The sequence below is a fragment of the Lewinella sp. genome (assembly GCF_050633125.1).
Classification (GTDB): domain Bacteria; phylum Bacteroidota; class Bacteroidia; order Chitinophagales; family Saprospiraceae; genus Lewinella.
The window spans coordinates 18,150-44,554 of record NZ_JBOEFX010000057.1; the positions used below are offsets into that span (position 1 = coordinate 18,150).

General features: G+C 44.9%; 21 protein-coding genes. 5 read left to right on the plus strand and 16 right to left on the minus strand.

Annotation, left to right across the window (positions count from 1 at the left end):
* The 3 genes from ACRBG0_RS13725 to ACRBG0_RS13735 all read right to left on the minus strand — a co-directional run.
* Positions 1 to 317, minus strand: a 317-nt coding sequence (locus ACRBG0_RS13725) for a metal-dependent hydrolase (protein WP_431487442.1), incomplete at its 3' end; no start/stop codon positions are given.
* 107 nt (positions 318 to 424) lie between these two features.
* Positions 425 to 1,561 (minus strand): transporter, encoded by a 1,137-nt coding sequence (locus ACRBG0_RS13730; protein ID WP_431487443.1) that lies wholly within the window; start codon positions 1,559 to 1,561, stop codon positions 425 to 427.
* 218 nt (positions 1,562 to 1,779) lie between these two features.
* Positions 1,780 to 2,232 carry a hypothetical protein gene (locus ACRBG0_RS13735; RefSeq protein ID WP_431487444.1) on the minus strand — a complete coding sequence of 151 codons (453 nt, stop codon included), beginning with the start codon at positions 2,230 to 2,232 and terminating at the stop codon, positions 1,780 to 1,782.
* A 150-nt stretch (positions 2,233 to 2,382) separates the two neighbouring features.
* Here ACRBG0_RS13735 and aqpZ point away from each other — a divergent pair, with 150 nt between their 5' ends.
* Positions 2,383 to 3,069, plus strand: a complete 687-nt coding sequence (gene aqpZ, locus ACRBG0_RS13740) for an aquaporin Z (RefSeq protein WP_431487445.1) — start codon at positions 2,383 to 2,385, stop codon at positions 3,067 to 3,069.
* Between the two features lie 102 nt (positions 3,070 to 3,171).
* Here aqpZ and ACRBG0_RS13745 read toward each other — a convergent pair whose 3' ends face one another.
* Positions 3,172 to 9,864, minus strand: coding sequence for a T9SS type A sorting domain-containing protein (locus ACRBG0_RS13745; protein WP_431487446.1), 6,693 nt, complete (start codon positions 9,862 to 9,864; stop codon positions 3,172 to 3,174).
* A 157-nt stretch (positions 9,865 to 10,021) separates the two neighbouring features.
* Between ACRBG0_RS13745 and ACRBG0_RS13750 the strand changes: the two genes are divergently transcribed.
* The gene (locus tag ACRBG0_RS13750; protein ID WP_431487447.1) at positions 10,022 to 11,482 is read left to right on the plus strand and encodes a hypothetical protein; all 1,461 of its coding nucleotides are present in this window, start codon (positions 10,022 to 10,024) and stop codon (positions 11,480 to 11,482) included.
* 213 nt (positions 11,483 to 11,695) lie between these two features.
* Here the strand turns inward: ACRBG0_RS13750 and ACRBG0_RS13755 are convergent, their stop codons facing one another.
* From ACRBG0_RS13755 to ACRBG0_RS13775, 5 genes are all read right to left on the minus strand, one after another.
* Positions 11,696 to 12,412 (minus strand): outer membrane beta-barrel protein, encoded by a 717-nt coding sequence (locus ACRBG0_RS13755; protein ID WP_431487448.1) that lies wholly within the window; start codon positions 12,410 to 12,412, stop codon positions 11,696 to 11,698.
* A 67-nt stretch (positions 12,413 to 12,479) separates the two neighbouring features.
* Positions 12,480 to 13,076, minus strand: a complete 597-nt coding sequence (locus ACRBG0_RS13760; protein WP_431487449.1) for a DUF5683 domain-containing protein — start codon at positions 13,074 to 13,076, stop codon at positions 12,480 to 12,482.
* Between the two features lie 132 nt (positions 13,077 to 13,208).
* The gene (locus tag ACRBG0_RS13765; RefSeq protein WP_431487450.1) at positions 13,209 to 14,162 is read right to left on the minus strand and encodes a ParB/RepB/Spo0J family partition protein; all 954 of its coding nucleotides are present in this window, start codon (positions 14,160 to 14,162) and stop codon (positions 13,209 to 13,211) included.
* A 56-nt stretch (positions 14,163 to 14,218) separates the two neighbouring features.
* Positions 14,219 to 14,995 (minus strand): ParA family protein, encoded by a 777-nt coding sequence (locus ACRBG0_RS13770; protein ID WP_020534133.1) that lies wholly within the window; start codon positions 14,993 to 14,995, stop codon positions 14,219 to 14,221.
* A 72-nt stretch (positions 14,996 to 15,067) separates the two neighbouring features.
* Positions 15,068 to 15,748 (minus strand): metal-dependent hydrolase, encoded by a 681-nt coding sequence (locus ACRBG0_RS13775; protein WP_431487451.1) that lies wholly within the window; start codon positions 15,746 to 15,748, stop codon positions 15,068 to 15,070.
* Positions 15,749 to 15,890: 142 nt separating this feature from the next.
* Between ACRBG0_RS13775 and ACRBG0_RS13780 the strand changes: the two genes are divergently transcribed.
* Positions 15,891 to 16,466, plus strand: a complete 576-nt coding sequence (locus ACRBG0_RS13780) for an NADPH-dependent FMN reductase (protein WP_431487452.1) — start codon at positions 15,891 to 15,893, stop codon at positions 16,464 to 16,466.
* A gap of 38 nt (positions 16,467 to 16,504) precedes the next feature.
* Here ACRBG0_RS13780 and ACRBG0_RS13785 read toward each other — a convergent pair whose 3' ends face one another.
* Together ACRBG0_RS13785 and ACRBG0_RS13790 are read right to left on the minus strand one after the other, a co-directional pair.
* A complete protein-coding gene (locus ACRBG0_RS13785) occupies positions 16,505 to 17,434 on the minus strand; it encodes a hypothetical protein (protein WP_431487453.1) in 930 nt (309 codons plus the stop codon).
* A 55-nt stretch (positions 17,435 to 17,489) separates the two neighbouring features.
* On the minus strand, positions 17,490 to 18,584 hold the full coding sequence (locus tag ACRBG0_RS13790; RefSeq protein WP_431487454.1) for a vWA domain-containing protein: 1,095 nt from the start codon (positions 18,582 to 18,584) through the stop codon (positions 17,490 to 17,492).
* A 521-nt stretch (positions 18,585 to 19,105) separates the two neighbouring features.
* Here ACRBG0_RS13790 and ACRBG0_RS13795 point away from each other — a divergent pair.
* Complete coding sequence (locus tag ACRBG0_RS13795) at positions 19,106 to 20,200, plus strand: glycosyltransferase family 4 protein (protein ID WP_431487455.1); 1,095 nt, start codon at positions 19,106 to 19,108, stop codon at positions 20,198 to 20,200.
* Positions 20,201 to 20,310: 110 nt separating this feature from the next.
* Complete coding sequence (locus tag ACRBG0_RS13800; protein WP_431487456.1) at positions 20,311 to 20,841, plus strand: hypothetical protein; 531 nt, start codon at positions 20,311 to 20,313, stop codon at positions 20,839 to 20,841.
* Positions 20,842 to 21,015: 174 nt separating this feature from the next.
* Here the strand turns inward: ACRBG0_RS13800 and ACRBG0_RS13805 are convergent, their stop codons facing one another.
* The 5 genes from ACRBG0_RS13805 to ACRBG0_RS13825 all read right to left on the minus strand — a co-directional run bounded on the left by ACRBG0_RS13805 (position 21,016) and on the right by ACRBG0_RS13825 (position 26,324).
* Positions 21,016 to 22,446, minus strand: coding sequence for an MFS transporter (locus ACRBG0_RS13805; RefSeq protein WP_431487457.1), 1,431 nt, complete (start codon positions 22,444 to 22,446; stop codon positions 21,016 to 21,018).
* A gap of 60 nt (positions 22,447 to 22,506) precedes the next feature.
* Positions 22,507 to 23,925, minus strand: a complete 1,419-nt coding sequence (locus tag ACRBG0_RS13810; protein WP_431487458.1) for a sugar transferase — start codon at positions 23,923 to 23,925, stop codon at positions 22,507 to 22,509.
* 46 nt (positions 23,926 to 23,971) lie between these two features.
* Positions 23,972 to 24,844, minus strand: coding sequence for a hypothetical protein (locus ACRBG0_RS13815; RefSeq protein ID WP_431487459.1), 873 nt, complete (start codon positions 24,842 to 24,844; stop codon positions 23,972 to 23,974).
* A 9-nt stretch (positions 24,845 to 24,853) separates the two neighbouring features.
* Complete coding sequence (locus ACRBG0_RS13820) at positions 24,854 to 25,849, minus strand: Gfo/Idh/MocA family protein (protein ID WP_431487460.1); 996 nt, start codon at positions 25,847 to 25,849, stop codon at positions 24,854 to 24,856.
* 169 nt (positions 25,850 to 26,018) lie between these two features.
* On the minus strand, positions 26,019 to 26,324 hold the full coding sequence (locus ACRBG0_RS13825) for a hypothetical protein (protein WP_431487461.1): 306 nt from the start codon (positions 26,322 to 26,324) through the stop codon (positions 26,019 to 26,021).
* Positions 26,325 to 26,405: the final 81 nt, after the last annotated feature.

Genomic DNA, 26,405 nt, shown 5'->3' on the forward strand with positions numbered 1-26,405 from the left:
TCCAGCAGCATATGGGTAAATAATGCCAGCCAGCTAAATACCCAAAGCCTTAGATAGCTCACTTGTTTTGCCCATTTGATACGCTGTAACAGGTAAGCGATTAAAAACGCCCCGGCAATACTGAACAAAATAGAATGACTGTATCCTCTGTGAATACTGAGCATTTCAAATTTGTCATAAAACAAATACAAGGCAATATCAAGGTCTGGAACCGTAGCTATTACAGCTCCGATAACCGCGCCTTTATTTCCGAGCTTTTTGCCTAAAATAGCTTCACCAATGGCTGCTCCCAGGGCAGCTTGCGTTAAACTATCCATTTGCTAATAGAAATCACGGGAGGGGCGTTTTTAACGATAAGTTTTGCAGTTGGTCAGCACGGATTTTGATGACAATCCAAACCCGTGCTGACTTATGTTTTAATATTCTATCTGGTCTTTACATCTTCAAATTTTGGAAAATCCATATCCATGTGGCCATGGCCTCCAAATCGGTAAGAAAATCCAACGTTGATTAAATAATCGGCAAATGCAGCATCTCCGTGACGGTATACACCCGTTTGCTGGGTTCGTTCTTTGTCCTCAAAACTTTGGATTCTGTTCCGATACAGGGCAAGGGGAACGCTTGCGAAAACGGAATAGTTGTTTTTCGTATACCCAACACCTGGTTCTACAGAAACGGCATAGCCTGGTCTACGGTACCCAGCGCTGCCTCCAAAAATATCGGTTGCAGGTACTCCTTCGACTCTTCCGCCTAAATAGAAATTCAGGCCTTTCAGGGAATTGTAAAAGGCTCCGATCCGTAGTGCAAACTGATCGGGACATGAAAATTCACTGTTTCCATTTCTGGTAAGTACGCCGTTGGTTTCCTGGAAATTGAACAAGTAATAGAGGTTGGTGCCTATCCCAAAATGACTAGATATTGGATGGTATCCTTGAACGTCTAAGGCTAATCCTAATCCACCGTCGCCAAGCTGGATAGATTGATCAACTACTTTTTCCAAGTCTTCATCTTTATTCTCACCCTGGTTGTAAAAGGTATCTGTATAATCATATTTTCCGGTGGGCAACTTCACGCCAAGACCAATGGAGTAATTGAAATTATGTGTGCTTGGGTCAAATAACCAATATCCAACCCCTAGTCTGATATCTGATAGCCCTTGGGAGGAGGTTTCATTTCGCTCACCTAATCCATTTGGTGGATTACCTCCATGTTCGTACATAGAGGAGCGATTGTGGAAGGCAAAAGGCAAAATAATATTGGCATAAAATCGGTCTGAAATTCCATAGTTCAGTGAAAAATCTAGGAACGTAGACTTATTAATCACCTCTGTATGTTGCTCTAATCTCTCTCCTTCTTCAACGTCTCCTCTAAAATGACGAAACGATTTAAAGTGCCTAAATCCAGAAAGCAGGTTAAATTCACCTTTACTGAGATTCAGTGTACTACCAAGACTGCTTCCACAGGAAGCATTTCCTCTTATGGCTACACAGCCTTGGCCGTAAATAGTAGTAGAATAAGCGAGGGTAAAACTTACTATTGCTAGTAGTAGACTTCTTTTCATGGTAAAACTTATGATAGGTTTGTTAATTGACTAAACTAAACGAGGTATAGACAATAGAATAAGCCTTGTCACATAGTGTCGCATAGCAAAGCCTTTGTAAAATAAAAATTTACTTTCTGATGCACCTTTTGTAATCCGCCTAAATCGAACGATTCTGGTTTGCGATTTCAGCTTTGTTTTTTATAAACAATATGGTTAATCCGAAAAGAGTCCAAAGTTTACTCCTTCTCCATATCCTTCATCAACTCTTCTGTTTGTCGGAGCAAATCCTGTACTTCTCCGCTTACTCTTTCTTGCTTTTGGGCATCATAGCTTTCGGGGGTTTCTCCCGCAAGCTGATTTTCCAATTCTTTTTGTTTGGCTTGTAGCTCTCCAAGTCGATCAAGGGCACCGGAGTCATTGAGGTCTTTAGCTGTGCGGCTAAGGCTTCCTAATAAATCCCCCAAGCTTTCTACCGTATTGCCTACTTTATCAACGGCACCATCGTATTTGCCTTCTTGGTATTTTTCTTTTTCTGTTTTCAGCAATGCCCAGGCATCTTTGCCTACGTCCTTCACTTTGCCGAATATTCTTTCTGACTGTTCTTTCTCTGCTTCTGTACCAAAGAAGTAGTTGTAGCCCAGTACACAAACTAATAGCAGCAGGCCGAGTTTTAAAAGACTCTTTATCATAATAGTGGGAGTTTTGATTGATGGGTAAAGATAAAGATATGTTTTGTTAGGTCTATTTTTTTCTACGAATTCGCTGGTTGTATCGTTTTTCGTTTTAATTTCATTGTTAAATTTTGATTTTTACATCTTTTGCAAAACAAAACGAATACGATGAAAAAGTTAGCCGCAGAATTTATAGGTACTGCCTGGTTAGTACTAGGTGGATGTGGAAGTGCCGTTTTAGCTGCTGGATTCCCTGAGTTGGGGATTGGATTTGTAGGTGTTAGCTTGGCTTTTGGTCTTACTGTCGTAACAATGGCCTACGCGATAGGGCATATTTCTGGTTGCCACCTCAATCCCGCAGTTTCTATTGGTTTATGGATGGGTGGCCGTTTCGAAGCCAAATCCCTAATGCCTTATATTGGTGCACAAGTCTTAGGCGCAGTTGTTGGTGCAGGTATTCTTTATTTGATTGCCACAGGCAAAGCAGGCTTCGAGTTAGGTGGTTTTGCCGCCAACGGCTATGGAGAACATTCGCCTGGAGGGTATAGCATGACTGCTGCATTGGTCACGGAAGTTGTTATGACTTTTATGTTTCTAATGATTATCCTGGGTGCGACAGATAGTAAAGCTTCTCCTGGTTTTGCTGGGCTTGCAATTGGTTTGGGGCTGACATTGATTCACCTGATTAGTATTCCTGTCACAAATACTTCCGTTAACCCTGCACGAAGCACTAGTCAAGCCATTTTTGCGGGTGGATGGGCTGTTGAGCAATTGTGGTTGTTCTGGGTGGCTCCTATTGTGGGTGCTATTCTGGCCGGACTCGTGTATAAATTTATTTCATCAGAAGAGAAATAACAAATTAAGAAAATTCGCAAAAAAAAGAGGCAGCCCCTACAAGCAGGGCTGCCTCGTTAATCTACGTTTTGGAATATTCTTCAACGATGCATTCGCATCGAGTTAATCAAGTTTTACCAGTTTCTCCGTAAAAATATGACCTTCCAAATGTACCTGAAGCATATACACGCCTGCTGGCAGCAAGCTTACATCCAGGTGCATGCCCGGCTCTTTCATACTTTGTATATGCTGACCCGCAGCATTGAAAATGTCAATTCTGCTGGGTGCCATATGGTACTGATTTTGGAAATGGACCCAATCCGTTGCTGGATTCGGGAAGATGCCAAATGAGTTAATCAGTGCATTTCGGTCAAAACCATGGTCGGTTTTCGTTACTATAGCAGTGCTGGTGCCAGGGCGCAATACCAAGGGCTCTTCTTCATGGTTGAGACCACGTAGGTTTTTCACTACTACTTCTGTTGGTACTTCTACGCCAGCAATATCATCAATGATAATTCGCAGGTACATGATCGGGCCGAAACCAGAGACATTGTTGTGATCAGTGCGGCTAATAGCTACTTCGACACGGCCGTCAGGGTAAACCTGATGAATGGTCGCTGTATTGATGCCTGGCTCCCCAAACCAAGAGGTTGGGTAAATAACTTCTAAGGTGCCCATGTCGAAAACCTCTGGGTCAAGCTCCAGGGTGAACGCTAGTCCGTAGATATCTTGGATGTCTTGATCAGGGCTTCCTGCTACTACAGGTATTTCTACTGCGGAGTTGGCCGGAAGTTGATCATTCTCATCAAGGTCTACAAAAATCGGAGGGTCAAGATCGGTGTAAGGTAGGGGCTCGAAGGTAGTCGTCGGACCATGTTCCAAGCCATAATTTTGCTCCAATACTTCGATGTCTTCCATGTTGACGATGCCGTCACCATTTGCATCAGCATGCTTGTGGTTGGTGCCGTCAGCAAAGTTCTCACCCCAGTTCTGACTGATCAGCCCTGTCCATTCACTGGTCATTGCGGTACGTGAAGGACCGGTATTTCCAAAAGTTAGACCAATGTTTAGCAAGTCGACATGCGAGGCGATATTATCGGAGTTGGTATCACCTGGCCATACGTTGTCATCAAGGCTCATACAAACATTGTCAAATCCTGCACTGTCATCCGTAAAGAGGAGGATTGTCTCAATGTTGTCTCCACTGAAGGTCAACATACCTGTTCCAGTATTATTAGCGTCAGGAGTTACTTGTAATTCCACACCTGGGGCAATATTCAAAGGAATATCGTTGATGTTATTTACAATAGTAGCTGTTTGCCCATTCACGCTGATACCAAACTCACCACCATTGTAATAGTAGTCGATGTTGACGGTATTGAAAGTGGTATTCACCTGGCTAAAGTCGAGCCCGAAGCCAGAATTCTGAGTAGCTACGATATGGCCATTCCCAAAGCTAACCCCAGGGATACCGTCTGTTACAAACAGGTTACAGGCACAGTTGGTACTCGGGTTGCGTTCATAGGTCAGGATTACATCATTTTCTACCGTAATTACGTCACCGGAGTCGTAGCTAAAGGCAGGGGAAAAGACGCCTTCTACGCCTTCAAATTCTACACAGGCATCGTTATCACAGAAGACAGGTTCGATGGTTGTTGTAGCTGCACACTCGTTTTCTTGGTCATTGAGCACCACGATGTATGAGGTTGTACCGTTGCCGGCTAAAGGCCCAATAGCAACAGGAAGGCTACTGTATGCAACAATTTCTGTAGCAATGATGCTGCTACCCGCTGGTGCGTAATTGATCACGAGTGAATCGCTGAGGTTGCCACCGTTGAAGTTGCCTACAGTGAAGTAGTATTCACCATTGTCTTGACAGTCAGCTACTTCAAGCTCGTTGATGATGTTGCCCAATGAACAACAAGGCACCTCGAAGTCGATCGTTTCTCCACAAAGCTCATTCGTGAAATCTTCTACCCGGATGGTCTCTCCATTGATAGCGTAGGGGAGGGTGATCGTGATGGGTAGTTCAGCGTAAGCGAAAGACTCAATGGTTTCGCCACCTATCTGTAGTCGGAAGCCATCGCTTTGCTGGTTTTCGTAGATGAAGTTCAGTGTCAGCGAGTAAGTGTCATTACCACAGTCTATTTCGTACTCCAAATCACGGATATCGCAAGGTAGACAGTTGACAGGCTCAATCTCTGTGAAGTTGGTACAACCAGGGTTTTGTAAATCGATCACACCGAATTCGTAGCTGGTCGTTGCATCACCTTCGAATGGACCGAGAAGGATAGGTAGATCAGCATAGTTAAAGACACCATAACTGTTGCCGTTTCCGACTACCGCAAAGGTCTCTCCCAGGTTATTGCCAATTACATTTAGTTCAACGTTGAATAACTCTCCATCACACTCGGTAGGAGTAGCGATTACCTGCTGAATATTGCAGTCGTCGCTGCAGCTGTAGTTGAGGTTGTAGTTGCCAAAACAAGCAGGATTAGCAATGTCAAGAAGAAGTATATCGTGTTCTTCTTCACTGCCATCAAGCGGGCCGAAAGTATAGAACGTTTCGCCATAAGCAAATGGACCAAAGATCATACCATCACCGAAGATGTAGAAGCCTAATGGCCCGCCGTTGGGGTTGTTAAAGCTTACATCTACCATGAATTGGTCGCCATCACAGGCGTAAGCTTCTGCGAACACATCGTTGAAGTCACATTCGCCGCCGGGGCTACAATCAATAGCGTAATCCTCACCAAGAATACAAGTCTGGATGTCATTCGAATAAATAACCTGGATTAAGGAAGCAGGGTACTCATCGGCACTGTAAGGCCCAAATGTTAGCGGGAAATCATTGGTGAAAACATCGGTAAATGAATCTCCTGTTTCTGTATTGATTACGGTAAACGGTCCGTTACCGAATGCTTCAACATTTACGATAACTTGATAAAGACCATTAGGGTCACAGTCGGTGGTTGTAACAATGACCTCTTGTAGCGGACATTCATATTCGCATTCGTGGACGTAGAGTTCTTCAATGGTACAGCTATTAATAGCTTCGTGGTAAACAATAATCAGAGACGTTTGGATTTCATTGATATTGTATGGCCCAAATTGTACGGGCAGCTGATCTAATGTAACAGTTTGGTTTTCTCCTGTTGCCTCATTAAAGACAACAAAAGGCCCATTTATATTGGCGTCGAAATCTATGTGAAGGAAGTAATCGCCGTTGTTGTTACAATTGGTGCCTTCAATGACGAGGTTGGAGGTTTCGCAATCTATTGGCTCACAAATTTGCTCTACCACCACTACTTCTGCACAGTCGCCACTAACGATTTCTGTGATGATAATATCTACGGTGCCGCTGGGGAAAGGACCAAAAGTAGTACTAACAGTGCCTTCTTCAAAGGTCTGGCTGTAGCCTCCTGCTTCTACAAGGAAGAGACCGTTGCCCCAGCTTGCTCCTCCTTGGAAGGTTAGGTCGATAAAGAATTGCCCGTCGCCATTACATTCCGTAGGGGTAGCAGAGATAACTTCTATAAAGCAGAAACATGGGTTGTCTACCAATACTTCTTGTACACATCCTGCCTGCTGATCGCGGTAGCGGAGTTCGTAGGTGAATGCATTAGGATTACCATCAATAATCAATTCATAGCTGTCCTGCCCGTACACGAAGGGATATTCCTGGCCTCCTGCTCTAACGAAGAAGGGTAGTCCGAATGGACCTTGTGCCGTGAAGGTAAAGACGGGGTTGCCTTCACTGCAGGAAACTTGGATGACATCAAAGAGGCCATCACAACTGTCGTTACAATCTTCAGGAGCATCAAAAACTACCTCTGTTGTGCAACCGTTACCAAGTTCTGTGATCAGGAGCGTTCCTTCATCGGCTGTTGGCCAAGGAATCACAAAGGGGTTCGTTGTTAATTGGATGACGTGAAGGGTGCCAGTATTCGCGTTTTGAATTACTACCTCTTGGCTGTTTGGTTCAACCCCCGTAAGGATGATTGATAAGTTCGTGTAAGGAACGCCTTCGTAGCATTCAATAAATTGAATATCAGCGGTGAAGTTGTTGCAGTTACCCTGGCAATCCTCTGGTATGGTAAGAGATATTGTTGTTTCACAATCAATACCTTGCGCTTGCACTACTATCGTGAGCACATCTTGCCCTGCTATAGGGGGTATTGAAACCTGAATAGGGTTGCCTGAGAATGTCAATTCTGTGATGAAGGTGTTGGAGGGAGGGCCCGTTGTAATACGTAGTGGTTCCCCTGGTTCAATACCATAGAGTTCAAAAGAGAGATGAAGAAAGTTGTTGGGGTCACAGTCAAGTCCCAGCGGCTCGGCGATAAAGTCGGAGCAGTGATCTCCACAGTTTACGGGCACCTGGAGGTCATTGCTTTGGGTCTCACAATCAATACCTTGTGCTTGCACGAAAAAGGATAAAGAGTTGGAGTTGGTAAGCGGGATAAGTAATTCTACAGGGTTGGAAACGAATAGGCCTTCATAGACGAAGTCGGGATGCGCGCTACTTGTGATCCTTAATGGCTCGCCCTCTTCTACACCGAAAACATATAGCTGCACCAATAAGGAGTCATCGGAAAAACACTCAATATTAACGAATTCTGCCTGGAAGTTTTGACAGCTTTGACAGTTTTGTATGAATTCAGTAAAGTATGAGCACTGGCCATTAATACTGATGATTTCAACAGTAACAACCTCATTCGGATTACCAACCAGTGTACCTACAGTCACGGGGAACTCTGATGGAAAGAAAGGCCCAAAGGTTTGATTACCGTCAAGAATTACGAGCAATGGCTCTGCTTCATTGGTGCTCATCAGATCAATGGTCACACCATAAACGTTGTTGGGATTACAATCTGTAGGTTCAATAACGATGTCATATAGCTCACACTCGTAGCAGTCTTCCGGGTTGAAATCTAGTGGCCCTATGACGGTAGAACACCCACTAAGACTATCTGCGAGGATGTAGCCTTCAGGGTCTGGGGTTCCAAATAGATCAATTTGAACCAAAGAAGGGTGTGTTTGAGCACCTCCGTAGATAATGCCATTACTCAGCCCTTCCATGGTTACATACTGGCCAACCATAGGACTGGTGATAACCAGCGAAATTTGATAACCCTCCGGGCCGGCACATTCAATACCAAGAATCGTTGCCGCAAAATCATCACAGACAGATTCACAGCTTTGTGTTAAGACTGTAAGGTCTTCGGCACAATTTTCGGCATTTACATCACGAACCAGGAATTGCAGTGCTGTGCCAGGGTCGACCTCTATTTCTAGTTCGCTAAGAGGGAGGTCGCCGTAAGCGTAACGGCCATAAAATTCGCCACCAACACGCAAGTTGAAGGAGTCTAGTGGCGCTCGGTTGTGGTCAAACGTAAGAAGGAAACGGTAAGGTTGAATATCTTCCTGACAGTTGTATTGTAACACCTGTAAGTTACTAATGGCACAGATGGGATCATAGCTACAAACATCATCCACCAGTAGCTCAATTCCACCGATGGTGAAGTTTTCAATAAGGCCTGTAATACACACACTCACCAGCCCATTGGCATTAGGCCCATGAGGTGTAACAGTAATAATATGGTCAGAAAACGCCGTTAGCAACTCTGGACTTAACCAGTTGTCATAAACGTTAACGGTACCGTTTATCCCAAAATTTAAGGGTAAGGTGTTTACAGTCGTATTAAAGCATACAGAGGTTACCGGTGTAGCATAGGAGAAAGTCGCAGTGGCAAGGTTAATGTACATGGAAGGTGCATCGAGATTGGAAATCCAGGGTTCGATAACTCGAATTTCATCAAACTCACTGCCACCATTTGCATTGCTATAGAGCCCCATGCTCACATTTACACCAGGGAATTCCATAATCACATCACCAGGTTCCACATCTGTGTCAGGATCATAGGTAGTTCCCGGTATTATCTCTGAAAAGGTGATACAGCTTTCATCGGTACACGTAGGGAGTGCTATAGCCTCGGTGTAGCAGCATTCAGGAATGTCGTTTATACACACGGTAACATTTACGGTGTTTTGTTGTCCGGAAGGAATGGCATCTTCCAGTACAAGCGGAAAGGCTTCGGTAGGGTAGAAGCCGTAGAATTCATCTCCAATATAGACGTCTACAAAATCATTGGCACCTATAATAGCACCAAAGTCCAGACTAAGGCCGATAGCCCCACTGTTTTGGCAAAAAGCCTGTAGATTGGGCTCGTTGAAGGCGCAATCGATAAATTCATCAGTACATACATCATCTAATAAAAATTCAATGCCACCAATGGTAAATGTCTCGATTGGGCCAAAAATACACACAGATACCAAGCTTCCGGGAGTGTTTCCTAGGGGAGTGATAACAATATCATAATCAGGCCATTCCTCCTGAATGTTAGGGTCTAGGAGGCTTTCAAAGACACCTACTTCACCATTGATACCAAAATTGATTTCATGACCGCTGAGGAATCCTGTAAAACAAAGGGTGTTTACCGGATCAGCATATTGGAAGGTAGCAGTGGAATAATTGATGTACAGAGAAGGTGCCGTGAAGTCTTCGATAAAAGGATCAATCACCTCGATTCGATCAAAGCTGGTGTTGCCGTTCTGGTCGGTAAAAAAGCCTATGCTTAGGTTTACACCATCATATTGATAGACGACTTCGTCAGGGGTATTGCCATCCTCTTGGCTGAAGACTGTGCCGATTTCTGGTTCAGTAAAATCAAGGCAATTTGTAGGCTGTGCAATCACTTGAAGGGTGATCAGCAAACAGCAGAATAAGAAGAAGTTACGTGGGATATTGTTCATGTTGGCATCATTTTAAACTGGTGACAATACAAATGTGCTGTTTGTATAAGGTAATTTTTAGTATTTTGTATTCCTATTTTTGATAAAAAATGGAAGTTTATTTTTTGTAATGAATTGATAGTTAGGATTTAATGATCTTTTTTTATTGAGAAAAAACATGCACAATCATCATTTGCTAAATGTATTAAAAACCTTTTCACGTAAAGAGATGACCCGCTTTACGGAGTTTTCGCTGTCTCCCTACCACCACAAGCACGAAGCGACGCAAGCATTAGTAGCTTATTTAGATAAATGTTTCCCCGAGTTCCCTGAACGGCTTTGTGATCGGAAATTGATTTGGAAGAAGCTTTTTCCCCAGGATACTTTTGATCAATCCAAGGTAGCGCTTCTGTTTACGTATGCATGGCGGCTTTGTGAAAACTTTCTAATCGAGGAGCAACTCGCTCAGAACCCGCAAAGGGAACAATTGTTACTGATCGCCTTGCGTGAACGCCGGCAATGGGCCATTTACGAACGACAACTCAAAAAGAGCAAAAAAACGCTCCATAATACCAGTCATAGAGACACCGATTATTACCGTCAGGTAATGGCATTGGCCGAAGAAGCGAACGAGTTTTATACGGTATGGGAGCCGCGTGCCCAAGACCAGAGTTTGGTGGAGAAAGAGCACGCCTTGGATCAATATTACGTTTTGGAAAAATTACGGGACGCGGTGCAGCTGCAAATGCGCCGCCAGATTTTGCAGGGCGATTATTCCGCTCGTCTCTTGGAAGGGGTCTTGGAAGAGCTCCGCCTCAATCCCGAAGCATACCGCAAAGCTCCTGCGGTACAAGTGTATTATCAACTGTACCAAATGATGGATCAGCCCTCCTTGAGTGCTTATCAGGCAGCCCTTGTGATTTTTCAACAAAATGAAAGTAGATTTCAAACACACGAGCTTACAGCTATCTATAATTATTTGCAAAACTTCTGTATTGCGCGAATTAATCGCAACGAATTGCCCTTTCTTCGCGAGTTATTTGGCTTATACAATGCTCAGCTAGCACGAGAATTGCTTCATGAAGGCGGTTATTTAATTGAATGGCATTACAAAAATATAGTTACCGCTGCCCTTCGACTAGGCGAACTAGAATGGGTAGACCATTTTATTGAGACGCAGAAGGAAGCTTTGGCTCCTGTCTCGGCAGAAAATGCCTATCGTTTTAATAAAGCAGCTTATTGCCACGCAGTAGGAGAGTTTGGTAAGGTATTGGAGTTACTCACACAGGTTGAATACAGTGACCTGAGGTATAACCTTGGTGCCAAGGCCCTGTTGCTACGTACTTACTATGAACTAGATGAATTTGAAGCACTCCACGCCCTGGTGGAGTCTTTTCGGCAATATCTCCAACGTAATCGCCTGCTGGCGGATTCGCGGCGTAACGGTTACTACCATCTTTTTCGACTCACCCGCCGCTTGGCCAAGTTACGCGCGCAGTATTCTTACATGGACATCGATCAAGCCACCCAGCGCCTGGCCAAAATTAAAGAGGACATGAAACAAACCGACTCAATTTTCAACCGTGCCTGGCTGGAACGCAAGCTGGAAGCGTTGGAGCAAAGTCGAAATAGTGGTTAGATAGTTGATGGTTGTTGGTTTGATGGTTCGGCACTCGTGGCGCCCTCTAGCCCCATCCCCGGCCCTTCCTATTATCAGTATTGGCATTGTTTCGGGATCAGTTCCTTTCCAAAGCCGGAGATGGGAAGTGAGAAGTCGGAAGTATTTGGCGCACCCAACTTTTTTACACTTTTACACTTATACACCTTTACACTCTTACACTGTCAAAAACCATCAAAAAACCTCCAATTCCCGATCAAACCTCACCGTGGCCCTTAGGCCAAACTGATAGAGGTTTCGGTTGAGCAAAGAATCTCGATAGATACCAGCGAGCCATAGCCGAAAAGTAGGGGCAATGCTGAACAACATATTCTGTGAGAGTTTATGCTCCCAGCCCATAGAGGTTTGAAAGCAGTAGTTGACCTTGCGGAAATCGTCGCTGTCAATAGTATTGACTTCTCTTGCACTAGATTCTCCATTGAAACGGGTGATGATGTCCTGATTGCTGAGGTTGTAGCTGAGTCCACTGCCTAGTGAAAAGAAGAAGTCGTCTTTTTCGGAAAGGTTTTGATAGAATAGGACGGAGAAAGGAATCTCAATATTTTGAGCACGGAAGCTGTATTGTTCATCGTCGAAATTGGCTCGATTGGGGTCGTTGAATGCTATAGGCGTTCGTTTACCGCGGTAGCCGGTTTGACTGTAGTTTAAGCCTACTTGCACGCCGGCTTTTTTGCCTCTGTAGCTTAGTACAATTCCTCCGGCGTAGGATGGGCGGGCAAATTCACTAGTTTCCAATGAATCAGCCTGGCCTATCATGTTGAGGTCCAAATTAACAATACGTCGATGAGAATAATTAGGAAAAAGGTTAACACCAATGCCTGAATAGCGTTGTGCCAACAGGGAAGAAAAACCTAATAAAAAAGTCAGTAAGAGAAGTGGTAAGCGCGCCATTTTTTGGGGTGTTTAAGTTAACAATGCACTATTAAGGAACAGCACGAACTCGAACGAAAACGAATAATCAGAAAGAATATTGGACTTGGAGTACCACATTTGGGCTTTGCCCTACGCCTCCTGGAATGATCACCGGCATCACTTGCCATTGGCTCAAATCCTCATCCATGTCAAAATTGCGCAAGTGGGTGTCCACATAGGCTTCGACCCCCTGAAGTAGATAAACGGCCAAAAGCATAAAATAATTGGTCTGCCGGGATTTGTTAAAATTATCTCTGAATACCAGCAACCTGCTGGCATCATAGCCCCGACTAGAGAATTCATGTTCCTCGCCAGCGAGTTCCAATTGATAGGCATCTCTGAAACGCTGGTAGTTGCTTTGGTTAAAATCTAGTACTGCAAAAACACCGGAGAAGGCACTAAATACCAGCGGCACCTTCCACCAACGGCGATTATAAATCTGCCCACCGCCAGGTACTATCGACCACATCAACGCAGTACGCGGTACATAGGTTCTTGGCTCCTGGATGGTCAATGCCAGATCCACTTCCTTTGCAAGGCCTTGGTTAGCAGTTGGTAAACTATCCACTTCTTGCGACAAACCGGAAAACTGTTGCCCCAGAAGACAAAGGAGCACCCAGCAATATTTTTTCCAATGTGGCATATTCTACTGCGCTGAAATTATTCAATAACGGTTACCTTATGAGCGGCGGTCAAAAGGTATCTACTTGTCATCACTTGTAAAAAAAAACTCTGCGGGCTCTGCGGCTTTGCGCGATACCTGATTGGGGTAAGCTTACTGCTCTACACACTTAAATAAATCCGTCAGCTGGTCATGGTCGTCAAAAGGAATAACGACATGCCCTTTGCCCGTTTCTTTGTCCTCTAGCTGGATTTTTATTTTACCACTACCAAAAAAGGCTTTGAAGTCTTGCAGAATCTTATCGTATTCTGCCTGGTGCTTATTGGCAACCTTTACTTCTGCTTTCTTAACGGCCTTTTTAGGCTTTTGGTACGCCTTAACTTGTGCTTCTGTTTGACGAACCGACCATTTTTTATTGATCAGTTCTTTAAGGAAGTCGGCTTGTAGAAGGATGTCTAAGCCCGCAATCGCTTTTGCATGCCCCATGGAAACCTGCTCCTTACGGAGTGAGTCCTGTACGCTGATGTGCAAATTGAGGAGTCGCAGATAATTAGTGATGGTCGTTCTTTTCTTACCCACGCGTTCGGCAAGGAGCTCGTCAGTAAGCTCACATTCCTGCTTCAGGCGGTTGTAAGAGTTGGCGATTTCCAAGGGGTTAAGGTCTTCCCGTTGGATGTTTTCGATGATAGCCATCTCCAGTAGCGTCTGGTCATTGGCAACGCGAATGTAGGCAGGTACTTCCTCTAGGCCCGCCAACTTTGATGCTCTCCAACGGCGTTCTCCAGAAATGATCTGATAGCGCTTAGGTTCCAGGTAACGTACCGTAAGCGGCTGGATGATACCATGGATTTTTATACTGTCAGATAATTCACCTAGTGCTTCTTCATCAAACTCGTAGCGAGGCTGATCCGGGTTGCGTTCAATGTGAGCAAGAGGAATCAATGCAAATTTCTTGGCCAGCTCCCGTACCACTTCTGCGGGGTTTTCTGCAATAGCTTTATCTACTTCCGCCTTTCTAGCACGGCTGGTACCTCCTCCTCCAAAGAGAGCGTCAATACCTGATCCTAATTGTTGTTTCGAAGCTTTTGATCCTAATTTCTTTGCCATACTATAGGGCTTACCTGTTTATTCATGTTAAATCAAAGGAATAATGAAGAGAGAACCTACACCAACACATCATTATTCTTACGTAAAAATTCTTGGGCCAAATTCAAAAAGTTGACCGCACCACGGCTACTGGCATTGATAAGTACGATGGGCATGTGCATATTAGGAGCTTCGCCAATACGGGCATTACGGTGGATGATGGTATCATATACCTGTTCTCCAAAAATTTCTTTTACCTTGTCTACTACCAAGTTAGCCAGCCGCAAGCGGCTATCGTACATACTCATGAGAATACCTTCCAGCTGTATATCCGGATTGAAGTTTTCCTTCACCAGATTAATGCTGTTTTGTAGCTTTGAAAGCCCTTCCAGTGCGAAAAACTCACACTGCACAGGCACCAAAACAGAGTCAGCAGCAGTAAGTGCGTTGATAGTAACGATACCCAAAGAAGGCAGACAATCAATGAATACATAATCATAATCGTCCTTCACTTTGTCTACAACACCTTTGAGTACAAACGAACGATCCTCGTAGCCGGCCAACTCCAGCTCTGCACCCACGAGATTGATGTGCGATGGCATCAGGTGCAGGTTAGGAGTGTCTGTTTCGTAAATGGCGTCGTGCGGCTCTAGATTATTGATGAGACAGTCGTAAAGCGAGGTGTCTACATCTTCTTCCAAAGCACCCACACCCGAAGAAGCGTTGGCCTGCGGGTCCGCATCAATGAGGAGTACCTTCTTTTCCAAGATTGCCAGACTGGCAGCAAGGTTAATAGCAGTAGTCGTTTTACCGACTCCTCCTTTCTGATTGGCAATAGCAATGACTTTTCCCATAAAGCGAAATGGAGATTAAATAAGTATTTTAAAGGTATCCTGTAAGCTGTTTAGAAACTGGAAAAAACGAGGTTAGATATCAATGCTCTCTCCAATCGACAGCAAAATTAACTCTTTTCCGCTATCTGCAAAAGCCTTTTTTGCTGCAACGGTGTCGATTTCAATATATCCGAAGGTATCGTAGTGAATTCCAATGACTTTATCGACTTGCGCAAACTCGGCTGCCAGTACAGCATCTTCGTATCCCATGGTGAAATTATCACCAATTGGAAATAACGCAAAATCTAACTTTGGGCAAGTCATCGGGATCAATTTCATGTCCATCGTTAGTGCAGTATCCCCGGCATTATAGAAGCAGCCCTCTTCATTCCATACGACAAAGCCTCCTGGCTGCCCGCCGTAAGAACCATCCTGGAAACTGCTGGTATGCACCGCATTAACATACTTGGCTGTACCAAATTCAAAGCTGGCTTTGCCGCCATGATTCATAGGGTGATGGGCAATGCCTTTGACTCCATAATGCATAGCGATCTCATAATTACTGATCACCTTACTACCACAACGGGCCGCAATAGCTCTTGTGTCAGCAACATGGTCGATGTGCGCGTGGGTCAGTAAAATGAAATCTGCATGAATATCATCCACATTAATATGAGCTGCTTTTTCATTGGGAGAAATGAAAGGGTCAAATAGTATAGTTTTTCCTTTGGTCTCAATGGCTACACAAGCGTGCCCGTAGTAGGTTACTTTCATTATCGAGAAGGTTTTTTGTAGATTTAGGTTCCTGAGTTTACAAGGTGAAAATACAACCTTTTGCTTTCACCTATGTTAAGCTTTACCCGACACGCAGTAAAATTACATCGTAAAGGGTATATAATAAATTCAAGCAAAGTTAATGATTACGGTCATCTCCGGAACAAATCGTAAAGGTAGCAGGTGTAGAGCCTTTGCCCATAAATATTACGAATTTTTATCTGAATTGATAGGAAAAGAGGAAGTTAGTTTCCTTGCGTTGGAAGATATTCCTCAAACTTGGTTGTCTTCAGCAATGTATGAAGAAGGGGGGCAACATCCAGATTTGACTAAAATTCAAGACGAATATATCCTGCCTGCTGATGGTTTCGTCTTTATCAGTCCGGAGTACAATGGCAGCTTCCCTGGTGTCTTGAAATTATTTATTGATGCTTGCTCTGTCCGAAATTATGCCCGCAATTTCAAAGGCAAAAAAGCTGCCTTGGTAGGTGTATCCACCGGCCGTGCGGGTAATTTGCGAGGAATGAGTCACTTGGCAGGAGTCCTCCATTATTTAGGGGCAACAACCATGCCCAACCAGCTCCCTATTTCTAGTATCGCCCAACTGATGAACACTGCCGGCGAGGTCACCCACGAAGACACCTTGATCGTAATGAAAAAGCACGCCCAAGAGTTCGCCCAGTTTGTCGGCGTTTTAGAAGGTGTAAAAGTTAGGTAAGTGTAAAGGTTTTTATCAACCATCAACCACCTAACCCCTTACCTCCCCCCATTCCCAATCAAATCCTTGCCGGAGCGGCCATTTAATACTGGACTCGGACGAGGAGCTTCGTCGAGAATTTGATCAAATACTTTTTCTACGTATTCCCATTTGCCATTGTTTAGGCGATAAGCCTCATAAGTACCGTCAGGAATTTGTACCGGGCCTTCCCCGTATTCTCCGCCAATCATGGTCAGGTGATCAAACATCAGCAAGTCCAATGCCGGATCGTAGTTACATCGTACACTGGCAGCAGCCGAGTACTCTAGCAACAGCCTGTTCTTTTGCGTAAAGCTGCCGTCGCTCTCTTGTTTTACAAACACGGGAGCACCAAATACAGGCTTCCCATCTACAAACCGCAAGACGTCTACAACCTTCCGTTTGCGGAAAAACTCATAGCCATCATACCCGAAAAGCAAATGGTAAGTTTGGTCGCCATAAGCAACTGTGTGCAAATTGTAATAAACAGTGCCGTACCAGCGATCGGCACTCAAGGCCGCAGCGTCTAGCTCTTCTTCCATCTCAAAAGAGCGGTCTACCAAGGGAAAGAGCTTCAGCTCGTCGCTGTTCATCTGTATTGCACCAAAGTAGCGGTAAGTATCTTTATCGACGTAGAGTTGCCAAGTAAAAATCCGGAAAGTACTATCCGCCGGATATTGGATAGACACGCTGTTGAGCTGATCAAAAGGGTAGGAGAAGCTCCCCGGCTTTTTTAGCGCCTTTACCAATGTTGGAATAAAAGCCCGCACGGCCAGAAAACGATTTTCTTCCAGCGAGTCATTCACAAACGCATAAGCCAGCAAGCCCAGCGTATCTTCTACGGCGCTAACATACTTAGTGTCTTCAGCGTTTAGGCGATTTTGGGCCCACAGTGTATTGGTCGAGCTACCCAGGGTGAGCAGCAGCAGTGTAAATAGTACGTATTTCAATTCTTACAGATTTTCCGGTCGGGTTATTCAACAACCCAATGTCTAAGTAAACGGGCTACCGCTTCTTCTTGTTGTTCTTGTAATCCCGGAAGATAAATTCGCCCAACCCTTTCAGGCTACTATAGAATGCTTTGCCGTTGTTGGCTTTCGTAAACTGCTCCACAAATTCCACCAGATAGGGGTCGCGAGCAATCATAAAGGTAGTCACAGGCACATTCACTTTGCGCAAGCGAGCAGCCAGGTTCAGCGTCCGGTTTACAATTTTACGATCCAGCCCAAAACTGTTTTGGTAGTACTTCTTTCCACGCTTCAGACAGGTCGGCTTCCCGTCCGTGATCATAAACACCTGCTTGTTGGGGTTGCGTCGGCGACGGAGGATGTCCATAGCCAGCTCTAGGCCAGCAACGGTATTGGTATGGTAAGGGCCTACCTGCAAATAGGGGAGGTCTTTGATCTCAATCGGCCACGCATCGTTACCAAACACGATAATGTCTAGCGTGTCCTTCGGAAACCGTGTCGTAATGTATTCACTCAGCGCCATGGCTACCTTCTTGGCGGGTGTTATCCGGTCTTCACCGTACAGAATCATCGAGTGCGAAATATCAATCATCAACACGGTACTCATCTGGCTTTGGTAGTGGGTTTCCCGCACCTCCAAGTCGTCGTTGGTCAGCCTGAAATCATCAATGCCGTGGTTGATGTGTGCATTGCGTAGGCTCTCACTAATGGCTATTTGATCCAGCGGATCGCCAAATTCGTAAGGCCGCAACTCCGAGGTAGGCTCGTCACCACCACCGCCATAGCGGGTATTGTGGTTGCCGCGTTTAGTCTTTTTTATGTCGCCAAAAATATCGGTCAGTGCTTTCTTTCTTAGCTCCAGTTCCAACTTTGCAGAAGGCACAAAATTAGGGTTCTGCGAATCCTGTGGTTGAATATACCCCTTGTCTATCAGGTCCTGAATAAAGTCCGCCATCCCGTAGTCTTCATTGGTCAGGTTATGCTCTTTATCCAGTTGCGTCAGCCACGATAGCGACTCGGCCACATCCCCAGAGGTATACACAATCAGCTCCTGAAACAGCTTCAGCAACTGATCAAAAAGGCTCCCTTCTTCCTCACCGGGCACAAAATGCTTAAATCTCCATCCTATCATCACTACCGTTATTTCGCGGGTTATTTTTATTTGGGCGCATCCCCTTTGGGGTCGCTCTCTTCCAGGGTTCACTTCGTTCCGTCCTACGGTCCCCTCGCTTCGCGCGGGCCTTCCAGGCAGCTTGCGCGAGCACCCCCTTTTTGGCACCAGACCATTACAACAAAAACACCCCCTTCTTGGTTGCTGCCTATCGGGTAAAAAGGCAAATTCATGAATTAGCCTTTTTACCCGACAGGAACTCGTTCGTCGTAGATTGTATCTTATGAGGCAGACCCCATATGTCGGGCAAATCCACGAATTTGCTCTGTTGGGCCAGTCCCTTATAATCTCTTCTATGTCCTTCTATAGTTCAAAAAAAACATCCCTATGTGGTAAAAGGTGTCTAGATTAGTTTCACCACATAGTCGTATAGTTTGGCTTTGCTGAGGTCGATTTTGTTTAAAAAACGTCTCTGTGTCTTATGTGGTAAAAAAAACAGCGCCTTTGGTCGTTCAAATCCCCCGCCAATGTATCTTCGCCCTATGTCCAGTATAATTTGTACCGTCACCAATGACCTCAGTCAGGATCAGCGCATGATCCGTATCTGCAGTACACTGCAAGCTGCGGGGCACCAGGTCACACTGGTGGGGAGGCTCTTGCCCCATTCCCGCCCATTGGTGAATCATTCTTTTCAGCAGCATCGCCTGCGTTGTCGGTTTCATGCCGGCAAGCTGTTTTATCTCGAGTACAATCTCCGCTTACTGTATTACCTCTACCGGCAAAAGGCAGCGATTATCAATGCCGTCGACCTTGACACGTTGCTACCCGCTTACCTTATCAGTCGCCTCAAGGGCCCTGTTTGCGTCTACGATGCGCACGAATATTTTACAGAAGTCCCAGAAGTCGTTCGCCGCCCCAAGGTACAGCGACTTTGGTCTGCTTTGGGGGATTGGATCATCCCTTCTCTCAAATATGCCTATACTGTTGCGCCAGCACTGGCCGAATTAATGACGGAACGTTACGGAACCCCTTTTGCAGTAGTACGCAATGTACCTTATCGCCAAGCCGCCCCGAGTATAGAGGTTGTTCCTGATGAAAAAATCATTTTCTACCAAGGGATGCTCAATGAAGGTCGTGGCCTCGAAGCGGCCATCTTGGCGATGAAACAACTACCTTCAATGCTCGTTCTCCACATTGCTGGTTCTGGTGACTTAGAGCAAAAACTTCACCAGTTGGTCATTGATCATCAACTCGAAGACCGCGTCCATTTTCTCGGCTTTGTGCTTCCCGCAGGGCTTCCCGCGCTTACCGAGAAAGCTTGGTTAGGCCTCAATCTACTCGAGAATACCGGTTTGAGTTATTACTATTCTCTGGCCAACAAAACCTTCGACTATATCCAGTCGGGCGTCCCAGCTTTACACATGGACTTTCCGGAATACCGCGCTCTGCACGATCAGTACGATACTTTCGAATTACTCTCTGATTTGGAAGTCAATACCATTGCCACTGCGATCCAAACGCTTTTCAACAACCCTGATCGCTACGCTCTGCTTCAGAAAAACAACCTACAGGCAGCAAAATACCTGACTTGGGAAGAGGAAGAAAAGAAGCTTTTGGCTATTTATGAGAAGCTGTAGAAAAGAAAGGATTGATTTTTTTAAAAGAATTTTCACCTCTGATGATTACCTTTTTAAATTAGACACAATCAAGGGTAAACAATCTTACACTTTACAAAAAATCCTTTTTTATGAAATTTTCATTTTATGCGCTCTTGATGGTCGGCCTTTTTTCTTTCTCTTCTTGTGATAAGGACGACCCGGAAGTAAAATTAGACGATGAGGCTATTGTAGGCACCTGGAACCTTACCGCCTACGATGCTGATGCCGATGTAGGGATTGGCTTTGCCGGAGTCTTCGAAACTACGAAGTCTGTATCTACCATTAGCAATAGTACTGTCACTGTTACATTTGATGCTACAGGAAACTGGACTTCTACCGGAGATTATACCCTGACCACCACTGTAGATGGTGAAACAGAAACGGAAGAAGTCACCGGCGGTATTGGCAGCGGTACATATACCGTTGTAGATGGTCGCTTAACCATGAGTGATATTGATGCTGGTGATGAAAACGACGTGGAAACTATCGAGTTTGATACCAGCTACTCTCCTGATACCCAAATCGATTTGGTAGCCAATGTCAAGGAATCAGGTTCTGATCCCGTCTTTGGCCTCGATTTCGAGATTGACTTGATGCTGGATATGACTTTGGAGAAATAATCAGTTTCTCTATTCTCCGATAGGGAAAGCCTGAAAGCCAACGCTATGGAGTTTATAATGCGCTGCTGTATCTGTTGAGATACGGTGGCGCATTGTTTTAAAACCCCATTGGTGCTTCTTAAATGTCCTTATAATCTCTTTTTTGGTTCAAAAATCTTGGTGCTCTTTGGTGGTTCAAATTTCAGCCACCTCTTCCTCGTTTTCTTTTACCAAACTCCAGGCCAGGGTACTCACGCCAAGGCATACGGCACAAATAAGGAAGGTTAGACTTTTGTCGTCGGCTTCTTTGAGGAATTCACCGATGCCGAGGCTGGCCACCAATTGTGGCAAGACCACCGAGAGGTTGAATAGCCCCATGTAGAGACCCATTTTTTTAGCTTCCACCTTTTGCGACATGATCGCAAAGACCAGGCTAATAGTCGCTGCCCAACCAATACCGATGACGACCATCAGAAGGTAAATCATGTTGGCGCTAGTGCCTATCAGCCATAACCCCAGGTAACCAATCGTCATGATTCCAACACAAATAAGATGAGTACGAACACGACCAATTTTCCGAGTTAAAGGCTCCAGCAGGAAGGCAGGGAGGAATGCAGCGATGCCATTGAGTACCAGAAAAGAAATGTCAATTACTCGCCCAACGCCATCGTTGTCTAAATCTGGTAAGCGGTATTGCAAGAAGGCAAACATATAGATAAACATGGTTTGAACACCAATCCATGTAAAGCTGTGGGCGGCCAATATTTTTTGAAAACCAATCCGGCTGGCAACCGCCAACGGCTTACCTTCCTCTTTTTGCGACAAGGTTTGAATAACCAGAAAAGCGGTAAGACCAACACACAAGTATTCTACGTAATAATTATTGATTTCCCACTCAAAAATTCGGACAGGAATGCGATACAATGCATAGATAAGGAAGCCCCACAAGGGGCGAATAGCCATCAAGCTTTCCAACCAGCCACCGCTTTCTTCTTTATCGGCTTCTTCCTCAAAATCACGAGGCTCCTCAATGAAAAAGGGAGGAATTACAGTAAACAATAACACCAGGCCTGCGCCAATATAGATCAACCAGTATTTGTCTAAAACAGCACCAATGACATAAGCCATCATCCCGAAGGTGCCCGATATGGTTTGCATATAAGTGAATCCTTTGGTGCGTTCGGCACCCTCCGGTGTAACATCGGCAATGATAGAACGGGTAGGGTTGAAGCCCACATTAATAGACAGGTCTAACGCGAGCGCAACCGCAATAGCTACCCCTAGAATACCTTCTAAACCAAGGCTGCTGGAAATAATCTCCAGATTGGGAAGCGCCAATAAACTCAAGGCTGCTAGTATTCCTCCAATGACTATAAATGGTCGTCGCCGGCCACCCCAAAACCATACCCGATCGCTGAGCACTCCAAAAATGATTTGGCCAAAAATACCGGCTATAGGCCCTGCTGCCCATACCAATCCAATTTCATCAATGGCCAGTTCATACTTGGTGCTCAGTAGCCAGCTCAATGCCGATATCTGTACCGATAGGGCAAAGCCCAGTGCGGTGGAGGGTAGGCTAAGGATACCGTAGAAAAAATTACTTAGTCGCTTTTGAATAGGTAGCATGAAGGGTGCTAGTTTGGTTTGTACGTAATACTAAACCCAAGAAAAGCATTTTTTGGAAAACTATTTCCCTTTTCCTTGTAAGAGCACAAGAAGGGTGTAGAACATAATCTTAAAATCGAGCGCCAGCGACATATTTTCGATATAGAGGATATCAAATTTTAGTCGTTGAACCATTTGATCTACATTACTGGCGTAGCCGTATTTGACTTGCCCCCAGGAGGTGATGCCTGGCCTAACTTTCAGCAAATGCTTGTAATGTGGCGCTTTGGCTACGATGAGGTCTATATAATACTGGCGTTCGGGTCTCGGGCCTACCAGCGACATATCTCCTTTGAGTACATTCCAGAATTGGGGTAGTTCATCTAATCTCCACTTGCGCATAACTGCTCCCCAAGGAGTACAGCGATTATCGCCATCAAAACTCAGTTGTGGGCCCTGATATTCCGCATCCGTTGGCATAGACCGGAACTTGTAGATCATGAAAGGCTGCTTGTTGAGCCCTATTCTTTCTTGTTGATAAATGATAGGGCCTTTTGAAGATACCTTAACCCGGAGGGCTACATAAGCGTAAACCGGTGCTAAGAGTACCAACATCACAGCAGAAGCACAAATGTCAATGCCTCGTTTGATGAGTCGTTGCCATCGGGGCATGAGTTCCCTACTTATCTCAATGAGCACTGCACCGTAAACATGGTTCATTTTCACTGTGCCCAATAATATGTCATACATGTCAGGGATAATCTTCACCAGAATGTTGCGATCCAGGTCAAAGAGGATATTCATCATTTCCCGAAGCCGGTTGTGCTCCGAGGTCTCAATGGCGATGATGACTTCTTCGATGGTGTATTCTTGAATAACCGCAGCCAGGTCTTCGATTTTGCCCAGCGCAGTCAGGTTCTCGGCCAGTTCGTTGGTGCTGTTTCCGTTAGCATCAATGAAGCCCACAAAATGATATCCGAGGCTTTTCTCTTGGTTGATGATTTCCTGATAGAGTTCTACTGCATTCTGGTTACCTCCTATGATAAGCGTGTTGAACTTGACTTTGCCTGCCTTTAATTTCCAACTGGCACGGGTGAGTAGCACCATTCTCACTACAGCAGTGAAGGTGAAATGAAGAAAAAACAAGGTCAGGAAAGAGGAATAATAGGTTTTATAGTTAGTGACAAAATCGTCCAGAATTAAGGTGAAAAAGAGAAAAAGAACCCCGAAAAAACTGAGGAAAAGCGTTCTGGCTAGTGTTGCCAATCTGGAAAGGCGATAAACATCCTGATATTGATCAAAGATGGCATAAAAGGAGATCCAACCTAGTGGAATCAGCAGGCAGCCAAGAATAAAATTTTGGTCATTCAAAACCTCCCAGCCCAGATGAACACCTTCTAACTGTTTCCGATAAAAGAAAAAGCAAGCCCAGGCTAGCAACGCGGTTAAGTAGTCGGCTATGCGGTAAATAAAAGTGTCTATTGTACGCTGTCTATTCATATCGTACGCTGTGGGGTGTGGCGGAAGCCAAACTCACCTTCTTGGGTTAAAAATGCACAAGTTTAATGTTGTCTAATAGAATCGTAGAAGAATCTGGACTTTCCTCCAGTAAGAAAGCTTGGAAACCAACCTGGTATTCATCAAATTCTGTATTAAATAAAAGCTGACTCAGGTTGAAATAAATCTTGTTCCACTCGTTTTTTGCAGAAAAACCAGGGTCATAAAAACGCAGAGGTCCGGCAATCGGATCAGGGTCACCGACAAAACCCCAAACTACAGGAGCATCGGATTTATAGTTAACCTCCAGGTATACATACACGCCTCCTTCCTGCAAGCCGCTAAATAGGCTGGATGTGGCAATCTCGACTACCGGGCTGTATTCGCGGGAAAGGGCAAAACGGCCAGAATAATTGCCTTCAAATACATCGTCCTGAGTTCTTTCCAACTCGGTATTTCCAGCAACAAGTTCCGTAAATACGCGAGGGCGATTATCTTCAAAATCTTCGATGAAGGCAAATTTGGCCTCGCTGAGGTAGCTGGTGGAAGGGTTGATTACGGCCGTCTCATTGGCTTTGAGATCAAGCGTTACCTTGTAAGGTTCATAAAAGGGATAAATATCAGGAAAGGAAGCAATGCCATTGTCCCTGATGCCTGCTTCTAGTCGGATTTCGGTTGGGCCTGCTTTGAGCACAGGAACGAGGGCCGGAAGGTCATACATTCCGAGGAAGGTGCCGTCCACAAAGACCCATACCTCGGTAATTAATTCATCATCGGAGCCTTGGGCACCTGGTTGGGTCGTCAGGGAGAAATCGTTGATTTCAAGGTAGGCGGGAACTTCCTCCTCAGGGTTGATCAGGTCACAAGTTGTAAGACTAAAAACAAGGGAGAGAAGCCCAAGTAGTTTCCAAATGTTTTTCATAATCAGTAATTAGTTAAGCGCATTTTTTTGCAAGCTTTCTTCGATGGCTGCTGTGATTTGATAAGCTAAGGCTAAAGCACGGTAGCCATCTTCTCCACTCACTTTGGGACGTGAATCGTTGAGAATACTTTCGGCAAAAGTTTCCAGTTCTAACCTAATGGAGTTGACGGGCTCAATGTCCGGCATATCCATGTGTATCGTTTTTTGTCCGCTATTGGTCTGCAGTTCAAATTGTTGCCCACTTTCAGGCACCGTTTCTTGGTCGTCATAAAGACGAATCAGTTGCGCTTGCTTTTCCAGTAAGTCTAAACTGATATAAGCGTCTTTTTGGAAAAAACGGACTTTACGCATTTGCTTTAGAGAGATCCTGCTAGCCGTTAGGTTGGCAATACATCCATTCTCAAAAGCAATTCGAGCATTGGCAATATCAACGGTTTCGCTGACAACCGCCACACCACTGGCGTGAACTTCTGCGACCTCACTGTCTACAAGACTGAGGATAATGTCTAAATCGTGAATCATCAAATCAAGAACTACAGAAACGTCGGTACCACGAGGGTTGAAAACCGCCAATCGGTGAGCTTCAATAAACATAGGAGCAACTGGCGTATCTCCCAGTGCCAATAAGGCTGGGTTGAAACGTTCAACGTGACCTACTTGTATTTTTACCCCTTGTGCTTTTGCTAAATTCACCAAGGCTTTGGCTTCGTCAAGTTTGTGGGTAATAGGCTTTTCAATAAATAGATGCTTACCTGCCTCGATAACTTGTTTCGCCAGCGCGTAGTGCGTAGTGGTAGGGGTGACGATGTCTACAACATCTACGGCAGCAATAAGTGCCGCCACGTCCGGGAAAGCTTTGGTCTGATAAGTTTCGGCTACTTGTTTCGCCACATCCGGGTCGGGGTCGTAAAAGCCAACCAATTCATAGGTAGTAGCTGCCAAGCCAATACATTTCAAATGAATCTTTCCTAGGTGCCCGGTTCCCAAAACGCCAATTTTCAACATGAGTTTTGCTTGAAGTAATAGAGATATGCTCTTTCCTTAGTTAAACGTAAATACTTACTGACAGCTGCTTGGTTTGTTGAGAAATGTAAGGTGTAAGACGATTATTATCCTTGGTACGACAAATAAGAGGCTGAAAACAAGTGGCTGCAAAAGTAGGGAAAATTAGTTGCTATCCACGGCCGTAATACATGAGAATGGCACCAAACATAGTGATCAGTACCAACAGGACGGTAGCCATCTTGATGGAGTAGCGCAAATGGCTAGCAAAAGTCTGTATTTCGGTTGTAAGGTGGGGATACTGAGGAAGTATCTCCTCTTCCATCTTTTGATTACTGAAAACGTGGCTAGCTCCAAACTCAACACGGTTTTGAACCAGGACCCTGTAAGATTTCATCACTTTTACCCTAAAGTAAATATTGACGAATAGCATAGCTACAAAAAGCCCGACAACAAGTGATATTAATAAAATATACATTCTTTTTCGCCAAAGGTACTAAGTAACAACAAAAAAAGAGGAGCTGTTGTAGCTCCTCCTAAAAACACCTAAAACCCATAT